Annotated in this window: 20 protein-coding genes and 2 riboswitches; of the genes, 4 read left to right on the top strand and 16 right to left on the bottom strand. The window is 29.1% G+C overall.

The genetic code is table 11. The annotated features are described in order from the left end of the window. Positions 1-326: 326 nt before the first annotated feature. Entirely contained in the window at positions 327-1,160 is an 834-nt protein-coding gene (gene rfbD, locus G9F72_RS15440; RefSeq protein WP_164955543.1) for a dTDP-4-dehydrorhamnose reductase, read from the bottom strand. A 254-nt stretch (positions 1,161-1,414) separates the two neighbouring features. After that, a riboswitch (cyclic di-GMP riboswitch) is annotated at positions 1,415-1,495 on the top strand. A gap of 58 nt (positions 1,496-1,553) precedes the next feature. Further along, a riboswitch (cyclic di-GMP riboswitch) is annotated at positions 1,554-1,634 on the top strand. A gap of 19 nt (positions 1,635-1,653) precedes the next feature. Between rfbD and G9F72_RS15445 the strand changes: the two genes are divergently transcribed. After that, positions 1,654-3,126, top strand: coding sequence for a right-handed parallel beta-helix repeat-containing protein (locus G9F72_RS15445; RefSeq protein WP_164955544.1), 1,473 nt, complete (start codon positions 1,654-1,656; stop codon positions 3,124-3,126). 92 nt (positions 3,127-3,218) lie between these two features. Here G9F72_RS15445 and G9F72_RS15450 read toward each other — a convergent pair whose 3' ends face one another. The 15 genes from G9F72_RS15450 to G9F72_RS15520 all read right to left on the bottom strand — a co-directional run bounded on the left by G9F72_RS15450 (position 3,219) and on the right by G9F72_RS15520 (position 18,759). Continuing rightward, positions 3,219-4,271: a glycosyltransferase gene (locus G9F72_RS15450; protein WP_202054817.1), complete on the bottom strand. Its 1,053-nt coding sequence runs from the start codon at positions 4,269-4,271 to the stop codon at positions 3,219-3,221. A gap of 127 nt (positions 4,272-4,398) precedes the next feature. After that, positions 4,399-4,929, bottom strand: a complete 531-nt coding sequence (locus G9F72_RS15455; protein ID WP_164955545.1) for a hypothetical protein — start codon at positions 4,927-4,929, stop codon at positions 4,399-4,401. Between the two features lie 116 nt (positions 4,930-5,045). Next, the gene (locus tag G9F72_RS15460; RefSeq protein WP_202054818.1) at positions 5,046-5,177 is read right to left on the bottom strand and encodes a glycosyltransferase; all 132 of its coding nucleotides are present in this window, start codon (positions 5,175-5,177) and stop codon (positions 5,046-5,048) included. A gap of 168 nt (positions 5,178-5,345) precedes the next feature. Then, positions 5,346-6,863, bottom strand: coding sequence for a sugar isomerase (locus G9F72_RS15465; RefSeq protein ID WP_164955546.1), 1,518 nt, complete (start codon positions 6,861-6,863; stop codon positions 5,346-5,348). Positions 6,864-6,904: 41 nt separating this feature from the next. After that, complete coding sequence (locus G9F72_RS15470) at positions 6,905-8,332, bottom strand: hypothetical protein (RefSeq protein WP_164955547.1); 1,428 nt, start codon at positions 8,330-8,332, stop codon at positions 6,905-6,907. Between the two features lie 42 nt (positions 8,333-8,374). Next, positions 8,375-9,466 carry a glycosyltransferase gene (locus G9F72_RS15475; protein ID WP_164955548.1) on the bottom strand — a complete coding sequence of 364 codons (1,092 nt, stop codon included), beginning with the start codon at positions 9,464-9,466 and terminating at the stop codon, positions 8,375-8,377. Between the two features lie 9 nt (positions 9,467-9,475). Further along, a complete protein-coding gene (locus tag G9F72_RS15480; RefSeq protein ID WP_164955549.1) occupies positions 9,476-10,684 on the bottom strand; it encodes a glycosyltransferase family 4 protein in 1,209 nt (402 codons plus the stop codon). Between the two features lie 17 nt (positions 10,685-10,701). Then, on the bottom strand, positions 10,702-11,850 hold the full coding sequence (gene cps2T, locus G9F72_RS15485) for a beta 1-4 rhamnosyltransferase Cps2T (protein WP_164955550.1): 1,149 nt from the start codon (positions 11,848-11,850) through the stop codon (positions 10,702-10,704). A gap of 19 nt (positions 11,851-11,869) precedes the next feature. Then, positions 11,870-12,547: a CpsD/CapB family tyrosine-protein kinase gene (locus tag G9F72_RS15490; protein ID WP_164955551.1), complete on the bottom strand. Its 678-nt coding sequence runs from the start codon at positions 12,545-12,547 to the stop codon at positions 11,870-11,872. 33 nt (positions 12,548-12,580) lie between these two features. Next, entirely contained in the window at positions 12,581-13,255 is a 675-nt protein-coding gene (locus G9F72_RS15495; protein ID WP_164955552.1) for a YveK family protein, read from the bottom strand. Between the two features lie 20 nt (positions 13,256-13,275). Further along, a complete protein-coding gene (rfbC, locus tag G9F72_RS15500; protein WP_164955553.1) occupies positions 13,276-13,833 on the bottom strand; it encodes a dTDP-4-dehydrorhamnose 3,5-epimerase in 558 nt (185 codons plus the stop codon). Positions 13,834-13,841: 8 nt separating this feature from the next. Beyond that, positions 13,842-14,897: a dTDP-glucose 4,6-dehydratase gene (gene rfbB / locus G9F72_RS15505; protein WP_164955554.1), complete on the bottom strand. Its 1,056-nt coding sequence runs from the start codon at positions 14,895-14,897 to the stop codon at positions 13,842-13,844. Then, positions 14,894-15,832, bottom strand: a complete 939-nt coding sequence (rfbA, locus tag G9F72_RS15510; RefSeq protein WP_164955555.1) for a glucose-1-phosphate thymidylyltransferase RfbA — start codon at positions 15,830-15,832, stop codon at positions 14,894-14,896. The genes rfbB and rfbA overlap by 4 nt, the downstream gene beginning before the upstream one ends. 132 nt (positions 15,833-15,964) lie before the next feature. Further along, a complete protein-coding gene (locus G9F72_RS15515) occupies positions 15,965-17,359 on the bottom strand; it encodes a sugar transferase (protein ID WP_164955556.1) in 1,395 nt (464 codons plus the stop codon). Between the two features lie 200 nt (positions 17,360-17,559). Beyond that, entirely contained in the window at positions 17,560-18,759 is a 1,200-nt protein-coding gene (locus G9F72_RS15520; RefSeq protein ID WP_164955557.1) for a polysaccharide deacetylase family protein, read from the bottom strand. A gap of 769 nt (positions 18,760-19,528) precedes the next feature. Here G9F72_RS15520 and G9F72_RS15525 point away from each other — a divergent pair. The 3 genes from G9F72_RS15525 to G9F72_RS15535 all read left to right on the top strand — a co-directional run bounded on the left by G9F72_RS15525 (position 19,529) and on the right by G9F72_RS15535 (position 22,429). After that, positions 19,529-20,581 carry an LCP family protein gene (locus tag G9F72_RS15525; RefSeq protein WP_164955558.1) on the top strand — a complete coding sequence of 351 codons (1,053 nt, stop codon included), beginning with the start codon at positions 19,529-19,531 and terminating at the stop codon, positions 20,579-20,581. A 233-nt stretch (positions 20,582-20,814) separates the two neighbouring features. Beyond that, on the top strand, positions 20,815-21,438 hold the full coding sequence (locus tag G9F72_RS15530; RefSeq protein WP_164955559.1) for a DUF47 domain-containing protein: 624 nt from the start codon (positions 20,815-20,817) through the stop codon (positions 21,436-21,438). Then, positions 21,431-22,429 carry an inorganic phosphate transporter gene (locus G9F72_RS15535; protein WP_164955560.1) on the top strand — a complete coding sequence of 333 codons (999 nt, stop codon included), beginning with the start codon at positions 21,431-21,433 and terminating at the stop codon, positions 22,427-22,429. Before G9F72_RS15530 ends, G9F72_RS15535 begins: the two co-directional genes overlap by 8 nt. Positions 22,430-22,636 lie beyond the last annotated feature (207 nt).

Below are 22,636 nucleotides of genomic sequence, written 5' to 3' on the forward strand. Positions count from 1 at the left end.
TTTTACTAAATATCCTTAAATTCTTTTTTTCTATTTCATAACATTCAATTTATATATTTTATAAACCTTTACCATGTAAAAATATGCAGCTAAAACAAAAACTGTCTTGCCTAATGATATTAATGGTAAGCGACAAACCTTACCCACTTTCAAATGCATATACTCAATTGTATTTGCTATTCCATCTTAAAAAAATAAAGACATAGAATTAGTTGACCTTCTATCTCTTTATTTATACTGGCATTTATGATTTTTACTTTTTAGTGACCTATCCATAAAATACACCTTTTGTTATGTACATTTCTTATGCTACCTTAGTTATCTTATTAAAGCAAATATTCATTAATTGCATCCTGCCAACTTCTAGTTATATCACCAGTAGTTAATTCTAGGGTATAATTTCTAAGTACTGAATATTCAGGTCTTTTTGCCGCTCTTGGAAATTCATCCGTGCTACAAGGCAAAACTTCTGTAGTAATACCTTTAAGTCTAAATATTTCTTTAGTGAATTCATACCATGTGCACTGGCCTTTACATGTACAATGAAAAACACCGTAATTCTTATCCTCTACAAGTTTTATTATCACTCTAGCTAAATCAACGGTGCTGGTAGGTGTTCCCTTTTGGTCATTAACAACTTTTAATGTTTTATTTGTTTTGCTTAAAGCAAGCATGGTCTTTACAAAATTATTTCCATCTCCATAAAGCCATGCGGTTCTTATTATATAGTGCTTAGGATTATGACTTTTAACCAATAATTCTCCTGCAAGTTTTGTTTTTCCATAGACCGTCTGCGGATTAACTTCATCAAACTCTGTTAGTTGTTTATCTATATTACCACCAAAAACATAGTCTGTTGATACTTGGACAATTTCTGCACCAATTTCATTTGCAGCTGAGGCTAAATTTTTAGCACCTATTGTATTTATCTTATATGCCATATCTATTTCTGTCTCGCACTTATCCACAGCCGTAAGTGCAGCGCAATTGATAATTACATCTGGTTTTCTTTCATTAATAAAGCTATATACTACCTTAAGGTTTGTTATATCCAAATCCGATGAACCAGTAAGTATTAAATCAATACCTTTTTTATCTTTATATTGTTTAGCTAGCTCTCTACCTAGCTGACCATTCGCTCCCGTAATTAATATTTTCATAATTTATACCCCTCTTTTAAATGGAAAGTTTTATTAAATAGATACCATATTATACAATTGTTTTTAACTAATTTATACTAATATATTTCTAATATTAATATTTTTTATGTTTTTTTCAGAATAATTATCCATAATATATAAATATATATATATCATGAAAATGTAGCTTGACCACCCAATTTTATTATGCTATATTAATATCACTAAATATCTAAAATATTTAGTATAAATTTAATATAATTTGGTAAAACTGTTACCGACAATAGCAAACTTATTGAAAAATAAGGACGCAAAGCTATAGGGCCTTTCGTAAGAATGGTAGCCTGGCCACCAAATTAAGAGTTTTTGTTTTTTGCAAAAATAATCTTCATAGGTACTATTTAAAACTTTTTTTACCGACAATAGCAAACTTATTGAAAAGTAAGGACGCAAAGCTAAAGGGCCTTTCTCACGAATGGTAGCCTAGCCACCAAAATAAAAGGAGTGTATTAATGTGTTTAAAAAAAGTATTGTAAAATCAAGTGCGGTACTCTTATTTACAATGTTATTTATAAGTTCAAATGTTAGTGCTAGTACAAGATGGACAAGCCGTGTTTCTAAAAATACTCCAAAAACTACTACCACTACTACAACTACTCCTGTTGTTGTAACTACTCCCGTTGTTGTAACCACTCCTGTTATTGTAACTACACCTGTTACTACCGCTACCAGTACTTTAACTAATTCTATTAATATTAAAGACTTTGGTGCACATTCAATTGATGAAAGTGGTTATTCTACCTTTGACAGCAGCGCTGCTATAAATAGTGCTATACAAGCTGCCAAAACTAAGGGAATCACATCCGTAGATTTCGGAAGTGGCCGTTATTATGCAAAGGATATATACCTAGAAAGTGATATAACTTATTTTTCTACTCAAGGTGCTGAATTAATAGCCTCACCAGATATTAGAGTTTGGGGTAGTGTGCTAACTGCTGAAAAAGAAAAAAATATTACACTTACAGGTTTAAAAATAAATGGTAATAAAGATCTTGTTCCTGGCACCGATATGTGGGGATCATACTTAGTTTCCTTTTATGAGAGTACTAATGTAACTGTTACTAACTGTTATTTACACAATAGCTGGTCACTGGCAATCGTACTTGAAAATAATTGCAATAATATTACCATAAAAAACAACGAAATATATGATACAGACTGTGGCATAATATCAACAAAAGCTGCAAGTAGTAATATCACGATAGATAACAATATAATTCATGGCAATATAAATCAGATGTCTGAGCCTATAGCTATTTATAACACAAATGTAAATGGTCTATCTCATGATATAACAATAACCAATAATGTAGTATACGGTAAAAAATCTGCTAGTGGAATATTAGTTGTTAATGCTACTAAAGTTCTCATTAAAGGTAATACTGCTTATAATTGTAATAGTGGTATAACTGTTGGTCTTGATAAGAATATGCTAGAGTCAGATATGACAATATCAAATAACATAACAGTAACTGAGAATACAGTTTATAACTGTTATACAGGCATTGTGGCTGAAGTTTCTGATTCTTCAATATTTAGTAATATTGTGCATGATATAACTGGTCAAGGTATAGTTCTAACTTCAGTTCATACAAATACTTATAGCACAAATAGTAAAATATATAATAATAAAATCACAAATGTTAATTCCATATTAGGTGAGCAAGAGCCTGCGATCAGATTAGTAAACACTTCTAATTGCACCGTAAGTAGCAACACAGTTTCAGATACAAGAACTGTAGTTAATCATTACTTTGTTATACAAGTAAGGGGAGAAAATGCTACTAACAATACAGTTGAAAATAATATTGATCTCGGTAAGACCTTAAGCTCTGGTTATTCAATATACATACAAAACGCTAAGAATACTATTGTTAGATACAATAAAGGCTCTATACTAGATCAAGGTACGGCTAGTACATTGTAGCTAATAAATAATAGGATTATAATAAATTTAATTCTTACATAAAAAATAGACTACTTAATTGAAAAGTAGTCTATTTTTTAATTTTAGCTAGCCTATTTTTTAAGACTTATCCTGTGTTTTATATTAGCAATCAAAGACATAGTGGATAATAATATTACTGATTTATTTTTTAATAAATTAATTATAATATCCTCGATTATACTATTTTTATATATTATATTTTCATACTTATAATCATCAAAACTCTTTTCAACTGTTGGATTATTAACAATGCTCCTGATTTTTTCAACTTTACTTTTGAAATTATCCAAATTACTAGAATCAAAAACATACATTGCAACATCCTTGACTTCCCTCAGAAAATCACTGGACATTTTATACCTAACTTCTCTTGAATTTAGCTTCCAATTCTCTAAGTACATAATTTTATATTCATATAATTTTAAAACCACTTCAAATTCATGTTTATGATATTGTTTTGAAGCACTATTAGGAACATTTTGATAATGATAATAGGGTGTAGAAATATAGAACACTCGTTTTGAGTAATTGAATAAATCCATATTAAAAAAATAATCTTCTCTTATATTAATACCAGGGAGAAATCTTATTTTATTTTCTTCTAAATATGATCTAAGATAGATTTTATTGTTTACAGAAGTAAAAATGCCAGCAATCAACATTTGCATGCAAATTTCATCTTTTATAATATCCTGTTCCATTAAAACACCACTTTTAAAAGGATGTTTGATAACCTCTGAAATATGTCCATTAATGTCTTCCATTTGAAAATCGCAGATAACTATATCACAGTTATTTTTTATTGCCTTTGAATATAGCACCTCATACATCTCTTCCTGGGCCCAGTCATCAGGATCAATAAATCCGATATATTGTCCATTTGCAATAGACATTCCTGCATTTCGAGCAACACTAACCCCTTGATTTTTTTGATGAATAACCACAATTCTTGAATCTTCTTCTTCATACTTGTCTATAATTTGGCCTGATTTATCAGACGAACCATCATCTACAAGAATAACTTCTATGTTTTTTATTGTTTGATTTAATACAGAATTAATTGATTTATTCAAATATTTTTCCGCGTTATAGATTGGTATAATTACGCTTATATAAGGCTTCATTCGCATATTCCCCCTAAAAATCACACTGAATCCCCAATGGTGCAACATCAAGTGCTGTTATCTAAAAAATAATATCATAGTGCACACATTAACTTAATGTGTACGCTATTTAACGCTTACTAATTTCTTATTTGTTACTTAAATTTTGTTTTATTATAACTAAAAACCCATACAATCGATAATCTATAGCTACAAGTATTGCAATTATTTTAGCTTTCATTGATACATTTAAACTTCTGCAGAAACACATCAATTTTCGTCGAACATTATTTTGAATCTTAGATTTATTAATTATATCTAAATAGCAAGATTTATACATTGATCTCAGCATAGTAATATTTGCTGATACATACGCTATGTTTATTGATTTTATAGATTTAGGATATTTTTGTACTGCGACATTAAAAATTCCGTCGAAGGAATCTATGTAATCTAATTTCTCAATTGTAAATTCACTTTGAACTATACTATCAATCCGTTGAAGGTAATTGTATCCAATATAATCTGTAAATACTACACAATATGCTTTTTCAAATAATCTATATGTTGTGAACATATCTTCATATAACTTTCCAACAGGGTATCTAATATCTTCAAATAAATCTTTCTTATATAATTTGTCACATGCATGGCTAGCAAAATATTTATTATTAAACAACGAATTAAAAGCGTCTTCATTATTAAAAACAGTATAATTATTGGTTAATTCATAATTTTCTACGCAACCTTCTGTTACTTCATTATATCTGCATATTGAAATTCCTGCTGAACAGTCTATTGCATTCTTATATAAGATACTAGGATTAATTCGAAATCATTAAATGTTTGAGCTAAAATGCTATCTATGCATTTATTAATGTATTTTTCTACTTTATAAACAGTTACAATTATACTAATTATTGGCATTTTGCATCTCCCTACAAAACTGACTATCCCTTCATTATTTCAATCCCCTACCTACGTGTACTTATCACTAAAATATCCTACACAATGATTGCTACGGGATGCTTAGGTTTGTTCCCGACAAATGAATGATATCACGATTTTTTTTTGTTATATAGATAGTGATGGCTCTTACTTAAATTTGTTAGTAAAAATATTTAAATACTTTTTTACAAAGCCTAAAGCATATTTAAATGATTTAATTTCAAAAACAGATACAACTATAAAAAATATAGGAAATATAATAATTAATAAAATAAATCCTGTTTTTGCAAATTTAATATATGAATTAGGCGCTATATTTAATTTATTTGATGTAACAACTATACTTAGAAATAAAACAATATTTACAAGCCACCTTTTATACGTAATTAATGAACTCCTTTTAAGAATCCGTCTACTTGTATAAATTATTATATCATTTGTTCTGTATAGTAGAGCAATAATAGTTCCTATTAAAACCCCATATATTCCAAATTTATTTACGCATATAAGTGATACAACAATATTAATTGCCGCCTCAAGAATCGTTCTATTTTGTGTTTTTTTAAAATGCCCTGCTACACTTATTGCATTAACTCCAGGAATTCTTGCAAAAGACATCAAATTTAATGTCACAAAGAGGATAGGTAGCCATGAATCAATGTAATTTATATCTGTAATTCCTGCTGTATAAAGTTTCATAAATGGCAATACTAATATATACGTTATAGAATATAAAGCGAATACTGTTGCCATATAATACAATTCATATGCATCGTATAAACTTAAAAATTTGTTTCTATTTTCATAATAAGTAGAGCCAAGTGTAAATACAGCAGCTGAGTTTATATTGTTAATAAAATTATTTATCATCTGAAATACTAGATTATACATTACATAAATACTAACCACTTTCAATCCACAAAATATAGTTAATATAAATACATCCGTATTATTAAAAATCATAGTTGATATCTCATGTATTAACACCGAATTTTTCTGTGATATAGCAGAATAGTTTGGCTTTACATTTAAATTTATCCACTTATATTTTTTCTTTATATAAAGTGAAATCAAAATCATCTGTAATACATTAATTATAAAATATGCTAATTGAATTAATATAATATTATACCCAAGCATTAATAAAGTTATTTTTGTAATATTAGTAAGTATGTTTATAATTATGCCTATATTTGTTACAATGTATCCTTTTCCTTCCGCTGTTAAAAGCAATTTAAATTTAGCTTGAAAAAAGAAATTTATCACACCAACCATACCAGTCAACAATATTACTAAAAATACAGATACATTATTAATTTCAGATTTAATACAAACGGAATACACTATTGACATAGTAAGAACAGCTAATAAATAAAATCTTCCTGTTTTTTTATAATATTTTGATGTTGCTGACAATATACTATTTATACTATATTTATCATCTAAGGACAAAGGTTTATAAAGTGCCTGGATAGTAGCTGTACCCACACCTGCTTCCAAAATACTCATATAAACAAATATTTGACCTATAGATGCCATAAATCCATTTGCTTCCGAGCCAAGTTTTAATATAAAAAGCCTTGGTATAAGTATACCAAAAGCAATTGTCACTATCTGACTTATAAAACCGAATGTCATATTATAAAAACTCCGTCTAGCTTTCATTATTTCTCCCTCATTTTAACTTAGTAACGTCCCCTTCTAAATCACACTGATTTAACGTATTTATATTTATTTTCAAATTTTATTAGTAGACCAGATATAGCCCAAAAAAAATATCCAATTTGAACTGTATAAAGAGCCGAATTATATATTAGCGTCAATAATACGGTAATTACACAACCAATATACGCAAAAACTAATAGTTTTTCTTCTTCTTTTTTAACTTGATTATAAATTTTAAAACTTTTAAATAGCATAATAATAAAGATTAATAGAAATATACCTAGTCCCAAGAATCCATTTTCAAGCACATAGTAGGGAATGAAAAACCAATTATAATTTAATTGAGAGTACTTTTTAAAATAATCACCTTGTAAACTTTCATATTTGTTTGGTGATGCATTACCAAGTCCAACTCCAATTATTTTTTTTGCATAGTCTTTAAGTACTAAATCATTAATTGTCCCTATCCCACTGAGCCTATTAATTGTATTTCCATCAGAATTATAAGAACCAGAGACTAATATTGACTTTAAATAATCTTTACTATATAAATTTTCAGCACTTGAAAAATCAGAAAAGACTTTAAGGTATAAGGTGGTAGAAACCATTACCAAACCAACAATTATAATACTAAATAGAATAACCTTTTTTAATAACACTTTATAATTTCCATTAGTAATTACTGATAAAATAATCATAATATATAATAGGATTGGTATATAAAAAAATGAAGCTTTAACTGATCCTAAAATAAATTGAGCAAAAATTATGACTAAAAAAATAAGTATTCCACTTATTTTTATTTTTTTATGAACATAGTTAGATATCCAAAAAGAGCAAATAAACATTAAAAATATTAGCGTTATTCCAGTGCCTTTAATACCAAAAAAACCAGAAATGTTATCAAAGTCTACCTCTTTAAAATGTTGAAAAATTATAACTCCTAATTGCATCATAATAAAATACTTGAAAAATGTTATTACGTTTCTATAGTCAAGCTCAATATCTAAATACTGAAAACCTACAAATATAATAAAGAATCTATACAAATTTCTAATCCCCCAAATAAAGGGTAAGGTAGAGTAATTATTTATTAAAAGTGCAATTAGCTGCAACACAAAAATTAATACTATATATTTTAACATGGAATTATTTATCTTTCTTTTATGTTGAAAGATAGAATATATAATTTTTATAAATATAAAGACCGTCAATATATCAACGGAGTATTGTATTGAAGAAGGAAAATGTAACTCTTGTATTAAAAACCCATTAAATATTGCGAGTATAACTGTTGTAATTAATAATACTTTATTACTTTTCATTAAAAAAATCATAAAAAACATGGCCACAACTATAATATTAAATTTCAATAATATATCATTTCCCAAAAATATATTAGCTATAAAAATCAATATATATAATGAAATAATGAAGCCTTGTAATCTTTTCTCTACTTTAAGATTCATAGTATCTCCTACCTTTTTATGAAATTCGTATGTACATTCAATCTATTTAATTATACTTTTTAGATAGGGATTCAAATTGTTTAATATAATGTTTTCCCAAGTAAACGTGCTCACTGAATTAACTATTTTCCCTTTGTTATAACCTTCAAATTTAGTTATTATATCATTTAAGCCCTCACAAAAGCCTTCCGGTGTGTCAGCAATAAGTATTCCATTAGTAGTATTAATTATTTGTGCGTTTTCAAAGGTATTTGTAGCAATACAAGGCAGACCTGAAAGTAAATATTCAAAGGTCTTTGTTGGTGGTTGAAAGTTGAAATATTCCGTAATTGGAATATATGATATCCCAATATCCGCTTTAGAAACAAACCCCATGGCCTTCGTATATTCTAATTTGCCATGATTCACTACAACATCCTCTAAATTTAAATCCACAATATATTTTTCAATTATTTTTTCATCCTCTGAATTTTTGCTATAACCAATAATGTCATATGTTATATTAGCAGCACTGTCCCTATATTTGCTCATAAAAATGCTTATTCCCAGTATAGTTTGTTCGATTTTTCTTTCATAAAGCGTACCTACATATATTAGCTTTAACTTTTCATCCTCATATTGCATATCCGCACTTTTTTCAAATATATTTTTATCAGCACCCAGTGGTAGTTTATGAACTTTTAAACTATTAATTTTCAAATGCTTTTGTAGATGCTTTGATATAATTGAAACATTAGAGAATAAGTAGGCTTCTAATTTAAGAATTAAATTCTTTGTTTTTCTTACTATTTTATTTTTACTTATGGCACCAGTTCTTATATCTAAATTATAAGTATATTTGTTTCCTAAATACAATTTAATAGTGCTACAACCTACAAAGTAATCAACAAATATAAGATTCGGATTAAAATGCGCCGCAATGCCTTTTGTAATTTTAGCAAATTTAATTCTTTTAGTATATTTATTATCATTCTGGATGTAATGAACTACTATGTTTTGATTTTCTATTTTAGGTAGTCCATTGTCTACGCAAACTATTTGAATTTCATATAGTTCACCTAAGTATTCACAATACTTTAGTGTATCAATAAGATATCCAAACTGATTATTAGATACAAATAATATTTTTTTCATAATAGCTCCTTAAATTAAATCATTATATACCTTTTGTATTGCATTTAAATGAGTGCTCCTATCATAGTTTTCTTCAACTGCACTTCTGCCGTTCTTACCCATTAAAACACATTTTGCGTCATCCTCTAATAATTCCATTATTTTCTTAGTTAGATCTATTTCATTCCCGCTTTCAAATTTTACTCCATTGTCATATATAAGCATCTCTGGTATTCCCGCAATATCTGCTCCCACTATAGCTTTTCCGTAAGCCATACATTCAAGCATTGACATAGGTCCATTTTCATACCATTCTGATGGTATCACCATAAATCTACTATTACGTATTAACTCTTTAAGCTCAAGCCCGCTTTTAAAGCCTGCAAATTCAACATTTTTCATTTCATTTTTTTCTACATAATCTTTAAGTGCCTTATCTAGTGGTCCTGTTCCAACAATAATTAATTTTGATTTATTCACCTTTTTCATGGCTTTTATTAATGTTAATATACCTTTTTCTTCTGACAATCTACCTATATAAACAAAATAATCCTCATATTCGTATTTAGGTTCAAATTCCAGTGCATTTATAAAATTAGGAATGTGAACTACTTTTTCCTTAGGCATCCCAAACTCAATTAACTTTTCTTTATAAAAATTACTAGGAGTAATAAACATATCAATTATTTCATAACTCTTTAATAATTCATGCAAATATCCTTCTATCACATTTACTAAACTAAACACTTTAGAGTCCTTGACACAATTATTTACAGCGCATTTATAATATTTTTTACCTTTGCACTCCTCACATATCCCCTTACTATTGAACATTTTATAATTCAAACAAACTGATTTCAAATCGTGTACAGTATATACTACTGGAATATTATTCTTCTTTAGTGGATATAAAATAGATGGACTTAATTGATGCTGAAATATATGTAAATGTGCAATGTCAGGCAATGCATCTTTTATAAGTCTGCTAATATTTTTTTTGGCGTTAAAATTATAGATGATTTTACCTGCATTTATTATTTTTCTTATAATACTGTTATTCATATATTCAATGTTATTTATAAAATATTTCTGGTACTCAGTTTTAAAATTTTTTTCATCCTTCATAGAAAATGGTATTACAGTATGCCCATTTTTCTCCAAGGCAGCTTTTAACCCAAAGTAATAAGTTTCACTTCCACCTTTTATATAATAAAATTTATTTACAGCTAAAACTCTCATAAATCACCCCTACCTAATTAAAATAATTCTTCATATTTTTTAACTATCTTGTCCCAAGAATAGTGTTTTATAATTCTTGCTTTCGCCTTTAATGAAAATCCAACTATATCATCGTTGTTATAGTTATCAACTTCATCAATTAATTTGCTCAAATCTCCTGAATTTTTGTTAAAATAAAGGGCTCCATTTTTCCCCACCTCTTTATTAAAGTTTACGTCTAGTAAAAGATTAAGGGAGGTTGAAGATAATGCCTCTAGCAGTGATGGATTTGTTCCTCCCACTTCATGTCCGTGTAAATAACAGTAGGCTTCTTCTCTGATTTTTTTTAACAATTGCTCATGGTAAACAGTTCCAACAAATTTTATTCGCGTGTCCCCATTAAATTTTGTGTTTATTAATAATTCCTCAAAAAATTTGTTTTTCTCCACATTAGTGATTATAACTAGTGGTTTTTCAGTTGAAGATTTCATATATTCTCTTATCATAACTTCATAATTATTTTCTGGTACAAATCTTCCTACTATTAGTGAATACTGTTTTTTCTCGATATTATTTTCCATTAACCATTTAACAAGCATTTCATCATTACCATCTAATTTAGATTTTTCCACATCTGCTCCATAAGCTATAAAAGTAGTCTTAGGTTTAAATTGTTTGTAATCAGATTTAATATACTCCTCAATACCAATAGAATCACATATTATTAGATCCGAGTACTTTATCATTAGTCTTTCAGAATATTTCCAGTATGCTTTTATTGCTTTATTCCATTTAGTTCGCTTCCACTCATGTCCATCAGGATTTACATAAACCACTATACCTAGCTTTGCGAGTCTTTTCTTACAGACTGCTAAATATGGTCCTATTCTACAAGCTAAAATGTATATTATACAATTAGATAAATTATTATCTTTTATATATACTTCACACTTTTTCAATGCATCTATATCATATAGTAGTGCCTTAGCACTTCCAATGTTTTTTCCTTTTACATTAAAACATCTTGCCCCATTATGTTCAAATTCATCATCATTGTCACTTAGACATGCAACATGATATTTTATATTATTGTTTTTTTTGTAAAAAGTCAGCTTATCCACAAAAGTTTCGAATCCACCATATTTTGCAGGTATTCCTTTTGAGCCTATAATAAATACATTTACCACGCTTCGCCCCCACTTTAGTCTATTTGTTTACTTTTCCATAATAATTTTTAAAAAATCTTTTTGTATTTAAATCTGTTTTATTAAAAACCACCCCTAAAAAAGTAGCACCTACACTATCTAATATTTCTTTTCCTTTCATAACAACCTTTTTATCAACTTCCCCTATTCCAACTACATATACACAAGCATCTGCATATTTTGATATTATTTTCGCATCCCCTGCAAGTGTTACCGGGGGTGTATCAATTATAATATAATCAAAACTTTCTTTTAACCCTTGCAAAAATTTATTTAGCTTATCTGAGCTCAAAAGTTCAGCCTGGTTTATTGTTTTAATTCCGGCTGTAAGTACATACATATTTTCTTGTTTGGTGACCCATTCTGCTTCATCAAACTTTACTTGCCCTAATAGAATATTTGATAGTCCACTTTCGTTTGAAACCCCAAACATATTATGTAAGTTTGGTTTTCTTGAATCACAATCAATTAGAATCGTTTTTTTACCACTTTCAGCCATAACAGCAGCCAGATTTGAAGCAGTTATAGTTCTTCCTTCATTAGACCCTGCACTTGCTATCATAATGATTTTCAACTCTTTTTCAAGAGATAATAGCTGAACATTGTTTTTTAAATTTCTATAAGCTTCTGAAATTGGTGATTTTGGGTTTTTTATACTTATTACTTTCCCTAAGTCCATATATAACACTCCAATCATCTCTAAATATTAATTTCACTGGTCTACTTTATACTTTTGTATATTTCCTATTACTGGGAGTCCTAACTCCTGTTCCATGTTGTCTTCGTTTTTTATAGTTGTATCCATATAATTCATTAAAAGTAAAATAGACATAGAAGCAATTAATCCTATTAAAAATGATATCCCCGTATTACGTATGTTAAATTTATTAGCTGTGGCTTGAGGCTCTTTAGCATAATCCATTATTTGAGTTTTTCCATTTGGATAAATTCTATGAGATTCTTCTATAAATGAGTCAGAAACTGCATTTATAATATCTAAAGTCTGCTTTTTATCAGGTGTCGAAGTTGTTATTTTTAATATAGACGTGTTGAGTTGTATATTAATAGTAATAGCATTTTCTATTTCTATAGGCGATACTGCTCCATTCAATTTCGCACTAGCTTTTTCAGCCACTGAGTTAGATTTCGCAATTTCAATATATGTTTTAATTAGATTTTGATTATTAGTAGCATCATTTTCCTGACCAATAATAATAGTTTCATCAGTAAAATAATTAACTTCTCCTGGATTAATACTAAACTTAACCCCTGCTATAGTTGATAATAATGTAATGAGTATTATAATCCATTTTCCTCTTTTTATAATATTTTTATATTTTCTCATGTCTAATGTCATATTACTATCCCCACTATCCTTACTATCCATCCAAATTCCCCCTATAATATTTAAAGTTCAACTCTATTATTTTTAAAAGATGATGCACTTTTATCCTTTTCTGAAAGCAAAACTTCCTTTATACCGTTTATTGGCCATTCTATTCCAATTTCTTCATCATTCCAAGCAATTTGACCTTCTAACTCCGGTTTGTAGAGGTTTGTACATTTATAAACAAATTCTGCCTCATCAGAAATTACAAGAAATCCATGGGCAAAGCCCTCTGGAACATAAAACTGCCTCTTATTTTCCTCCGTAAGCATTACTCCCTGCCATTTACCATAGGTTTCAGAGTGCTTCCTTAAATCCACAGCTACATCAAAGACTTCGCCTCTTAGAACTCTCACAAGCTTTCCTTGAGGATACTCTCTTTGGAAGTGAAGTCCTCTAAGCACTCCCTTTTTAGACTTAGATTGGTTATCTTGAACAAATACCATATCAAGCCCAGCTTCTTTAAACTCACCATAGTTATAAGTTTCCATGAAATAGCCTCTGCTGTCTCCAAAAACTGTAGGCTCTATTATAAATAAATCTTTTATTGTAGTTTCCATAAAGTTAAATTTCCCCATTATACTACTTATACCCCTTCGTACATATTCTCATAGTATTTTTGATAATCTCCATTTGTAACATTTTTCATCCATTGCTGATTATCCAGATACCATTGAATAGTATTTTTTATACCTACTTCAAAAGTTGTTTCAGGATACCAGCCTAACTCTTCTTTTATCTTACTAGGATCTATTCCATATCTTCTATCATGACCTTTTCTATCTTCTACATATTTAATTAATGATTTTGTTATTTCCTTGTCTACTTTTTCATTTAAATATGAAATAATACTATTAACTATTTCTATATTAGTTCTTTCATTATGCCCACCAACATTATAGACTTCCCCGATTCTTCCGTCTTGAAGCACCATGTCAATTGCCTTACAATGATCTTCAACATACAGCCAGTCTCTAATATTTAGACCATCTCCGTATACCGGTAAATCCTTGTGATGCACACAATTGTTTATTAAAAGAGGTATAAGCTTTTCAGGAAATTGATAAGGTCCATAGTTGTTTGAGCATCTAGTTATATTCATTGGCATTTTATAAGTATCAAAGTAGGCTTTAACCATTAAGTCGCTGCCTGCTTTCGATGCGGCATATGGGCTGTGTGAATCAATTGGTGTTCCTTCTATAAAATAACCTTTCTCTCCTAGTGAGCCATATACCTCATCCGTTGAAACTTGAAGGAATTTAACTCCCTCCTTAAAACCACCTTCAGTGTACCAAAAATTTTTAGCACAATTTAAAAGATTTACTGTTCCAAGTATATTTGTTTGAACAAAAACTTCCGGATCTTTTATGCTTCTATCCACATGTGATTCTGCTGCAAAGTTTACAACATAGTTAATATTGTAATCCTTGAATAACTTTTCTACTAATTCCTTATCACATATATCTCCCTGAATAAAAGTGTAATTTGGGTTGTCTTCAATTTCTTTAAGATTTTCCAAATTTCCTGAGTAAGTTAGTTTGTCCAAGTTTACTATTCTAATATCAGAATATCTTTTTAAGATATAGTGAAGAAAGTTAGCCCCTATGAACCCTGCACCACCTGTTATTAAGTAAGTCTTCATTTCACTCCCCCTAGTACTAAATGTTTTGTTGCAGCTACTTCTTTTAATGTTTCTATATTTAATTCTTCATATTCTACGGCAATATTCATTAGATAATTCCCATATCCAGATTTCAAAAATGGTTGTGCTAATTGTTCAAGTTTTACTTTAGTTATCCAACCCTTTATATAGGAAATCTCTTCTAGACATGCTATATATGTACCTTGAGTGCTCTGCACCGCCTCTACAAAATTTGAAGCCTTAAGCATGGTCGCATGTGTCCCCGTATCAAGCCAAGCCATTCCTCTACCAAGTAGCTCCACCTTAAGGGTTCCTTCATTCATATAACCTATATTTAAATCCGTAATTTCAAGTTCTCCCCGCTTGGAGGGTTTTAAATTTTTAGCTTTTTCTACAACAGTGTTATCATAAAAATATAGTCCTGGAATAGCATATTTTGATTTTGGGTTTTCGGGTTTCTCTTCTAGGCTTAGTGCCTTACCATCTTTATCAAACTCCACCACACCATAAGAATTGGGATTTTGAACATAGTATCCAAAGATAACAGCGCCCTTATCCAAAGCTGCAGCTTTACTAAGATTTTGGGTAAAGCTTTGTCCCCAAAATAAGTTATCTCCAAGTATCATGGCTACCTTATCTCCACCAATGAATTTTTCTCCAATTATAAACGCCTCAGCGAGTCCCTTTGGTGCTTCTTGAACTGCATATTCTATTTTTAGCCCCAATTCACTTCCATCTGCAAATAGCTCCACAAAGCTTGGTAAATCTCTGGGTGTTGAAATTATTAATATTTCTCGTATCCCAGCTAACATTAAAACAGACATAGGATAATAAATCATTGGTTTGTCATATATGGGCACTATTTGCTTGGATAGTGCTTTTGTAACTGGATATAATCTAGTACCCGATCCGCCAGCTAATATAATACCTTTCATAAATAAAATTCCTCCATATCAAAAGAATAAAGACAAGTTATTTTACACTTTATTTAAAATTATACAATAATAATTTTAATTTCATTAGAGACAGCTCTTTTACTATTAAATTTACATTTTATCTTATTTATTCTATGACGCTCCTCTTTTGGCAAAAACCACAAAAACAGTCTTCATAATTATTTTCAAGTCTAACCACACTGACCACTGATCAATATATTTAGTATCAAGAGTAACTACTTCATCAAAATTAGTTATAGCGTTTCTTCCACTTACTTGCCACATACCTGTAATACCAGGTTTTATACTTATTCTACGCCTATGATAACTCTTATAATGTCTTACTTCATCTACTGTGGGTGGTCTTGTACCTACTAAACTCATATCACCTTTTAGTACATTTAAAAATTGTGGAAACTCGTCTATGCTTGCTTTTCGCAAAAATTTCCCAACCTTTGTTACCCTGGGGTCATTTTTTAATTTAAACATCAAATCTCCACTCATTTCATTTTGAGAAGCCAGTTCTTTTTTTCTTTCATCAGCATCTATATACATTGAACGAAATTTATATAGTTTGAATATTCGACCATTCATTCCAACTCTATTTTGATAATAAATAACTGGTCCTGGGGAATCAAGTTTTATAGCTACCGCTGCTACAATCCATATTAAACTACTCAATATTAGTCCAACTGAAGCACCAATTATATCCATAATCCTTTTTAAATATAATTGCAGATTATTTAATGAAATAGAGTGTACGGTAAGCATAGGGAATGTTCCTAAACTTGCAACATGAACTCTGGAAAGCGTCATGTCTGATAATTCTAATAAGATCCTTGAAGTAATACCCATCTCATTACATACTAATATATACTCTTTAATTTCATTAAAATTTCTTATGGGTATAGCAAAATAGATTTCATCTATTACATGTTGCTTAAGGCTTTCTTGAAAATTAGCCACATCTTCTTTTAACTTATTTTTGTCTAAATCTATATTTTCGCCTATAGAAAGACAACTAGATACGTGAATCTTAATATTAGTTTTCTCTATAAAATGATTGAATTTTTCGTACATACTTGGAGCACCTACAAACATCACTTGTTTTATATGCTTATTGTTAGGATTTTTTAAAACATATAAAAGGGTATATCTTTCAATAAGCATGACAATAAGTGAAATTAAGAAAAAAAAGAAAAATAATAATCCATTATACATTGTTTCCTTTATTGAGCTCCTAAGCAAAGCTACTAGCAATGACGAAAATAATGTAGAAAATAAGATATATTTAAATATTCTATCATAATAAGTAAAGGTTGTTGTATCATACATTCCATTTACACCCATTATAAATGTCCATATTGGAATATATATAATAACTACCCATAAGTAATCTTGGATACTATTAATTGGTAGAAATTGAGATGTTATGATATATGAGATGCAATAGGCTAACATTAGACTGAGGACGTCAGTCAAAAAATGAAATATATTAAAAAATACGAGTTTATTTGAAGTATTCACTTTTATCCCTCCTTATTTGAAATGTTTAATAGTTTCTTTTATTTTCCTTAACATATATAAAATCTCTCAATTGTTTTCCATCACAAAAATGTAGGGACTAATATTTATTATACTTTTTCACAAAATATAGATATTACTCCACCTTCTCCAGTAGAATCTTGCCTAGGGCCGTAAACATCATCATTCCTTCTGAAATGTCGTTAAATCATAATTTCAACACATTTATCTATATTGCTTATTATGCTCACATCTAGATTGTTGTTTATTAAATTAACTTTTTTCAGCGCTTTGAGCTTTGATAACAATCTAGTATCGCTCACATTATTGTTTGCTAAATTCAATTCTTGCAATTCTAAGAAATATTCTATGCCTCCAATATTTGAGATGTTCTTGCCTGCTAAATCAAGTTTTTTTATATTTATTAATTTGTTAATTGGTATCCACTTATTTTTAGGATTTAAATTTAAAATTTTTCGTACTTCTCTTTCAAAGTTACTATCTATAAAGGTTGCTACTCCAGCAATTTCTGCTAGTGTATAAAATTCTAGATCTATTTTTTTTGCTTGGTTTATGACATAAAAGAGGCTTTTAGGTGAAATCCTATATTTCCCAGCTTGTGCTGACTCTTCACTCCAATTATAGTCACTCCAAGCTTTTTCTTTTGGTAAAATTGAGTGACACATTATTATTAAATTCTTTCCTGTTTTTTTTGCTAGTTTGAGTGCGAATTTTATAAACATTGTGTGTGGTAAATTTATATAATCTATACATATAGCTGGAACTACTCCTTCACACTCAAAAGATGTAAGTCCTAATAAATTTGATTGAAACATATCACCTCTACAAATTTTAAAGTAATTAGGTACTATAGCATTTGTAGTACTGTCACTATATAAACTAAATGGATAAACAAAACTAACTGGCTCCTTAAATTTCTCTTTAGTAATAGAATGTTCTTGCTTATTCATCCAATGATTTAATGCTAAGACCTCATCTTCAACCCATCTTGCCTGTCCATATTTTTCTGTGTACTCTAGTGCATTTTCATGTTTATAACCATGATTAGCTATCTCATGTCCATTATGTTGTAATTCCAACATGTGGTCAATTTCTTCTTGATTATAAAATCTATTTTCGTATTCATGAAAAGCGTTTATATTAAATGTTGCTTTTACATCATAGTAACCAAAAATATTCTTATCATTAGCTTTCCCTAACCCATAATTGTACCAATGATCTATTCTAAAGCCATCATCAAATGTTAATGCTATGCCAGGTTTGTTTACATATGGAATTTTGATTTTTTCATCAATATAAATACCTTCGTATACTTTCCCCATTTTATTTATATTTGAAAGCATTTGAAAATCTTTAATTAATCTTTTTGAAATACTTACCATTAAAACACCATTATTGTTTGGATATTCACAAACATCCTTTCTTATTATCTATTTCTTATTAACCTCACAATTTTTTCATAGTATGCTACTAATTCCTTAAATACAGTAGTTTTATAAAACATTATTACATAAAATATATTTACTGTAAAAAAAGAAATTATAGCATCTTCTAAAAACCCAATAAAGTTTGTTTTTATTAATGCAATTGCACAAAAAAATCTTGATACAAATTATGCACATATTTCAATTATTACATAAAAAGCTAAAGCTTAAAAATAACCTATTAAACTTTTTTAAAATATTCCTGCTGCTGTTTGAAGACTTCTGTAGAACTTCGTATAGAAGTAAAAAAATATGCAGTAAATAGAATTATGGTAGTATTTCACATTGAAGTTCCGCTACAATATAATTGATTGTGATATTCATTATAACCGAATAATTTTACTAAATCTACTATTAATATCATTATTTATGCGGTTTTATGTGTTTTTATGTAATCAAAAAAATAAAATTTCCACTATTTTAATATGCTCATTTAATCTTAGTAATAAGGAGGGATAATATGAATTTTTTCGTCTTATCAATAATAAATTTTTTCCTCATTTCCAAGTGATCCTGCAGTATTATATACTTTAAAGAATTTCGCCCTATTTAACAAAAAAATGCATAAATTCTTTTTTTTATATAATTGTTATATATTATTGGTGTTAAATGCTGTATAATAGATATTAATTAATAACGTTTATATATTAAAGAAAGGAAGATATTTATGAAGAAAATAGATAAATTTATTAAAATGAGAAAATTTATAGTCATTGTATTACTGTCGCTTATAGCATTGGGTAGCATTACTGCAGGTGTATCTTATTTATATATTAAAAGTAAATTATCAAATATAAAAACTGTAATCATCTCTAAGGATCCAATACAATTAGGAATTAGTCCACTTATGACACCTAAAGTAACTGATGTATCGCCTTCTCCTAATAATGTTGGTACAAGTTCTAATAAAGACGTTAAGCTTACTTCAAAAATTACTAATATACTTATTCTTGGCAAAGATTCAAGAAATCCTATCTTAGAGCGAGGTCGTTCTGACACCATTATGATTTTGACTATAGATGAGAAACAGAATAAGTTAAAGCTTACATCTATTATGAGAGACTCTTATGTTAAAATGGATGGACATTCTTCCCAAAAGCTTACTAATGCATATGCCTTTGGAGGTGCACTATTTACTCTAAAGACAGTTAATCAAAATTATAATATGAACATAACAGATTATGTACAAGTTGATTTATACGGATTTGCAAAAATCATAGATTACTTGGGTGGTATTTCTATTAATGTTAAAACCGACGAGATTTTCTGGGCAAATTATTATATTAAAGAAATGGCAGAATTTGAAGGAATAAAACCACCACTTGTAACAAATTCTGGTACTCAAATTCTTAGTGGAATGCAAGCCGTTGGTTATTCAAGAATACGTTATGTTGGAAATAGTGATTTTGAAAGAACTAGTAGACAAAGAACTGTCTTTACTACTTTATTTGATAAACTTATATATAAAAACATAACTGAAATCCCAGGGGTTATAGACACTTTATCCAAGTATGTTGAAACAAGTCTAACTCCCAATGATATAATGGAACTTTCTAAATATGTATTAATTCACAGAATAACAACAATAGATCAATCCAGAGTTCCTTATGAAGGCCTATATCATGATGAAGTTATTAATGGAGCAGCAGTTTTAGTTTGGGACAAAAGGGCTACCATCGACAAATTACATCAGTTTATCTTTGAAACTAATGGGAACTAACTTAGGAATCTGAAATAAAATAACAAGTCAAATAGTATAAATGACTTGTTATTTTATTTTAATAGCAAATTCAAAGCTTAGTATTTTTTTAGAACATAGTATTATTATTATTGTACTTTGTTAAGTAATATCATATAATTAGGCTTGTACGTTTTAATACATATTTTATTTGTTAATTCTATATTAGTAATTCTCTTGGAAAACATAATTTTATTCATTAAAGGAGGAACGGAATGTTTAATTTTAAACCAAAAGACAATGTATTTTTCGAACTTTTCTCAAAGGGGGCTGAAATTTTTAGTACTTCAGCAAAAGAGCTAAAATTACTAATAAGTGAGCTTGATAATCCAGAGGTAAGATTGGATAGACTAGTAAAACTTGAACATGAAGGAGACTTAGTAACTCATGAATTAATTGAATATACTAAGAAAATGTTTATTACTCCACTAGACAGGGAAGATATATTTAATATAACGAAGGGAATAGACAATATTACTGATGGGATTGAATCAACAGCTCATCTATTCTACATGTATAATCTTACTTCTGTTACACCAGAAGCTGTTGAACTTATTGACAAACTTGTTGCAGTTACCACTGACCTTGTTATGGTAATTTCAGAATTAAAACATCTTAGTAAAAGCAATTTATTAGTAGAAAAAATTATCGACGTAAACACCTTAGAAAATGAAGCTGATATGATATATAGAAAAGCCATGAGAAATCTTTTTGAAAACCCTGCAGATCTTCTATCTGTAATGAAATTAAAAGATTTATACCATCATTTAGAAGATAGTATTGATGCTTGTGAAAAACTTGCAAATGAAATACGAGGAGTTGTAATGAAATATGCTTAGTTCTACAATTATAGTTCTTGTTATAATATTAGCGCTTGGCTTTGATTTTATAAATGGATTCCACGACACAGCTAATTCCATAGCTACATCAATTGGTACTAAAGTACTTACCCCTATGCAAGCATTGGGAATGGCTGCGGTTCTGAATTTTGTGGGCGCTTTGTTACATACCGAAGTTGCAAAAACTATAGGAACAGGAATAATTAACAATGGTATAGCTACTCCCGAAATTGTAGCTATAGCTTTAGTAGGTGCTATTATTTGGAACCTAATTACTTGGTATTTAGCTATACCTAGTTCTTCTTCTCATGCACTTATTGGTGGACTTTTAGGTGCTTCCATAACTTCACATAAATTTGATCTTTCTGTTGTAAATTGGGCTGGATTTTTTAAGAAAATAATAGTGCCCCTTATATCTTCACCAATATTAGGTCTTGTATTTGGATTTTTATTTATGTTTTTACTTACATGGTTATTCCATAAAGCAACACATAAAAAAGTTAATGGATTATTTAAAAAATTACAAATTGCTTCTGCTGCTTTAATGTCATATAGTCACGGTGCAAATGATGCTCAAAAATCTATGGGTGTTATAACTATGGCGTTAATTGCAGGTGGATTTCTAGATGCAAAAACCTTTGCTATCCCATTGTGGGTAAAAATTGCTTGTGCATTAGCAATGTCATTAGGTACAATGTCGGGTGGTTGGAAGATTATAAAAACCATGGGCGTTAATATGATAAAATTAGAGCCAATAGATGGTTTTGCCGCTGAAACTGCAGCTGCACTTACTATTCAAGTGGCTACCGCATTAGGTGCACCAGTAAGTACCACTCACGTAATAACTAGTTCAATAATGGGTGTAGGGTCTTGTAAAAGACTTTCAGCCGTTAGATGGAGCCTTGCTAAGACAATATTAGTTGCCTGGGTTTTAACTATTCCATGCAGTGCCATTATCTCCTCTTTAATTGCACTTATCTTTTATAGATAGTCACATATAATTTTAAATATTCGTTTATTCAAAGTCCGCCACTTATGAACTTAAACCTAAAAATGGACATTGCAAAAGCACCCTCAATCTTAGGATAATAAAACTAAGATGGGGGTACTTTGCAACCCTCTAGAAGTTTTATGGATTTAAAATTTTTTTCTTCTGTATATGCGTCTAAAGTTTTTAAATTCATTACATTAAAACTAT

Origin of the sequence: Clostridium estertheticum, from assembly GCF_011065935.2 — a bacterium.
Taxonomy (GTDB): Bacteria; Bacillota; Clostridia; order Clostridiales; family Clostridiaceae; genus Clostridium_AD; species Clostridium_AD estertheticum_A.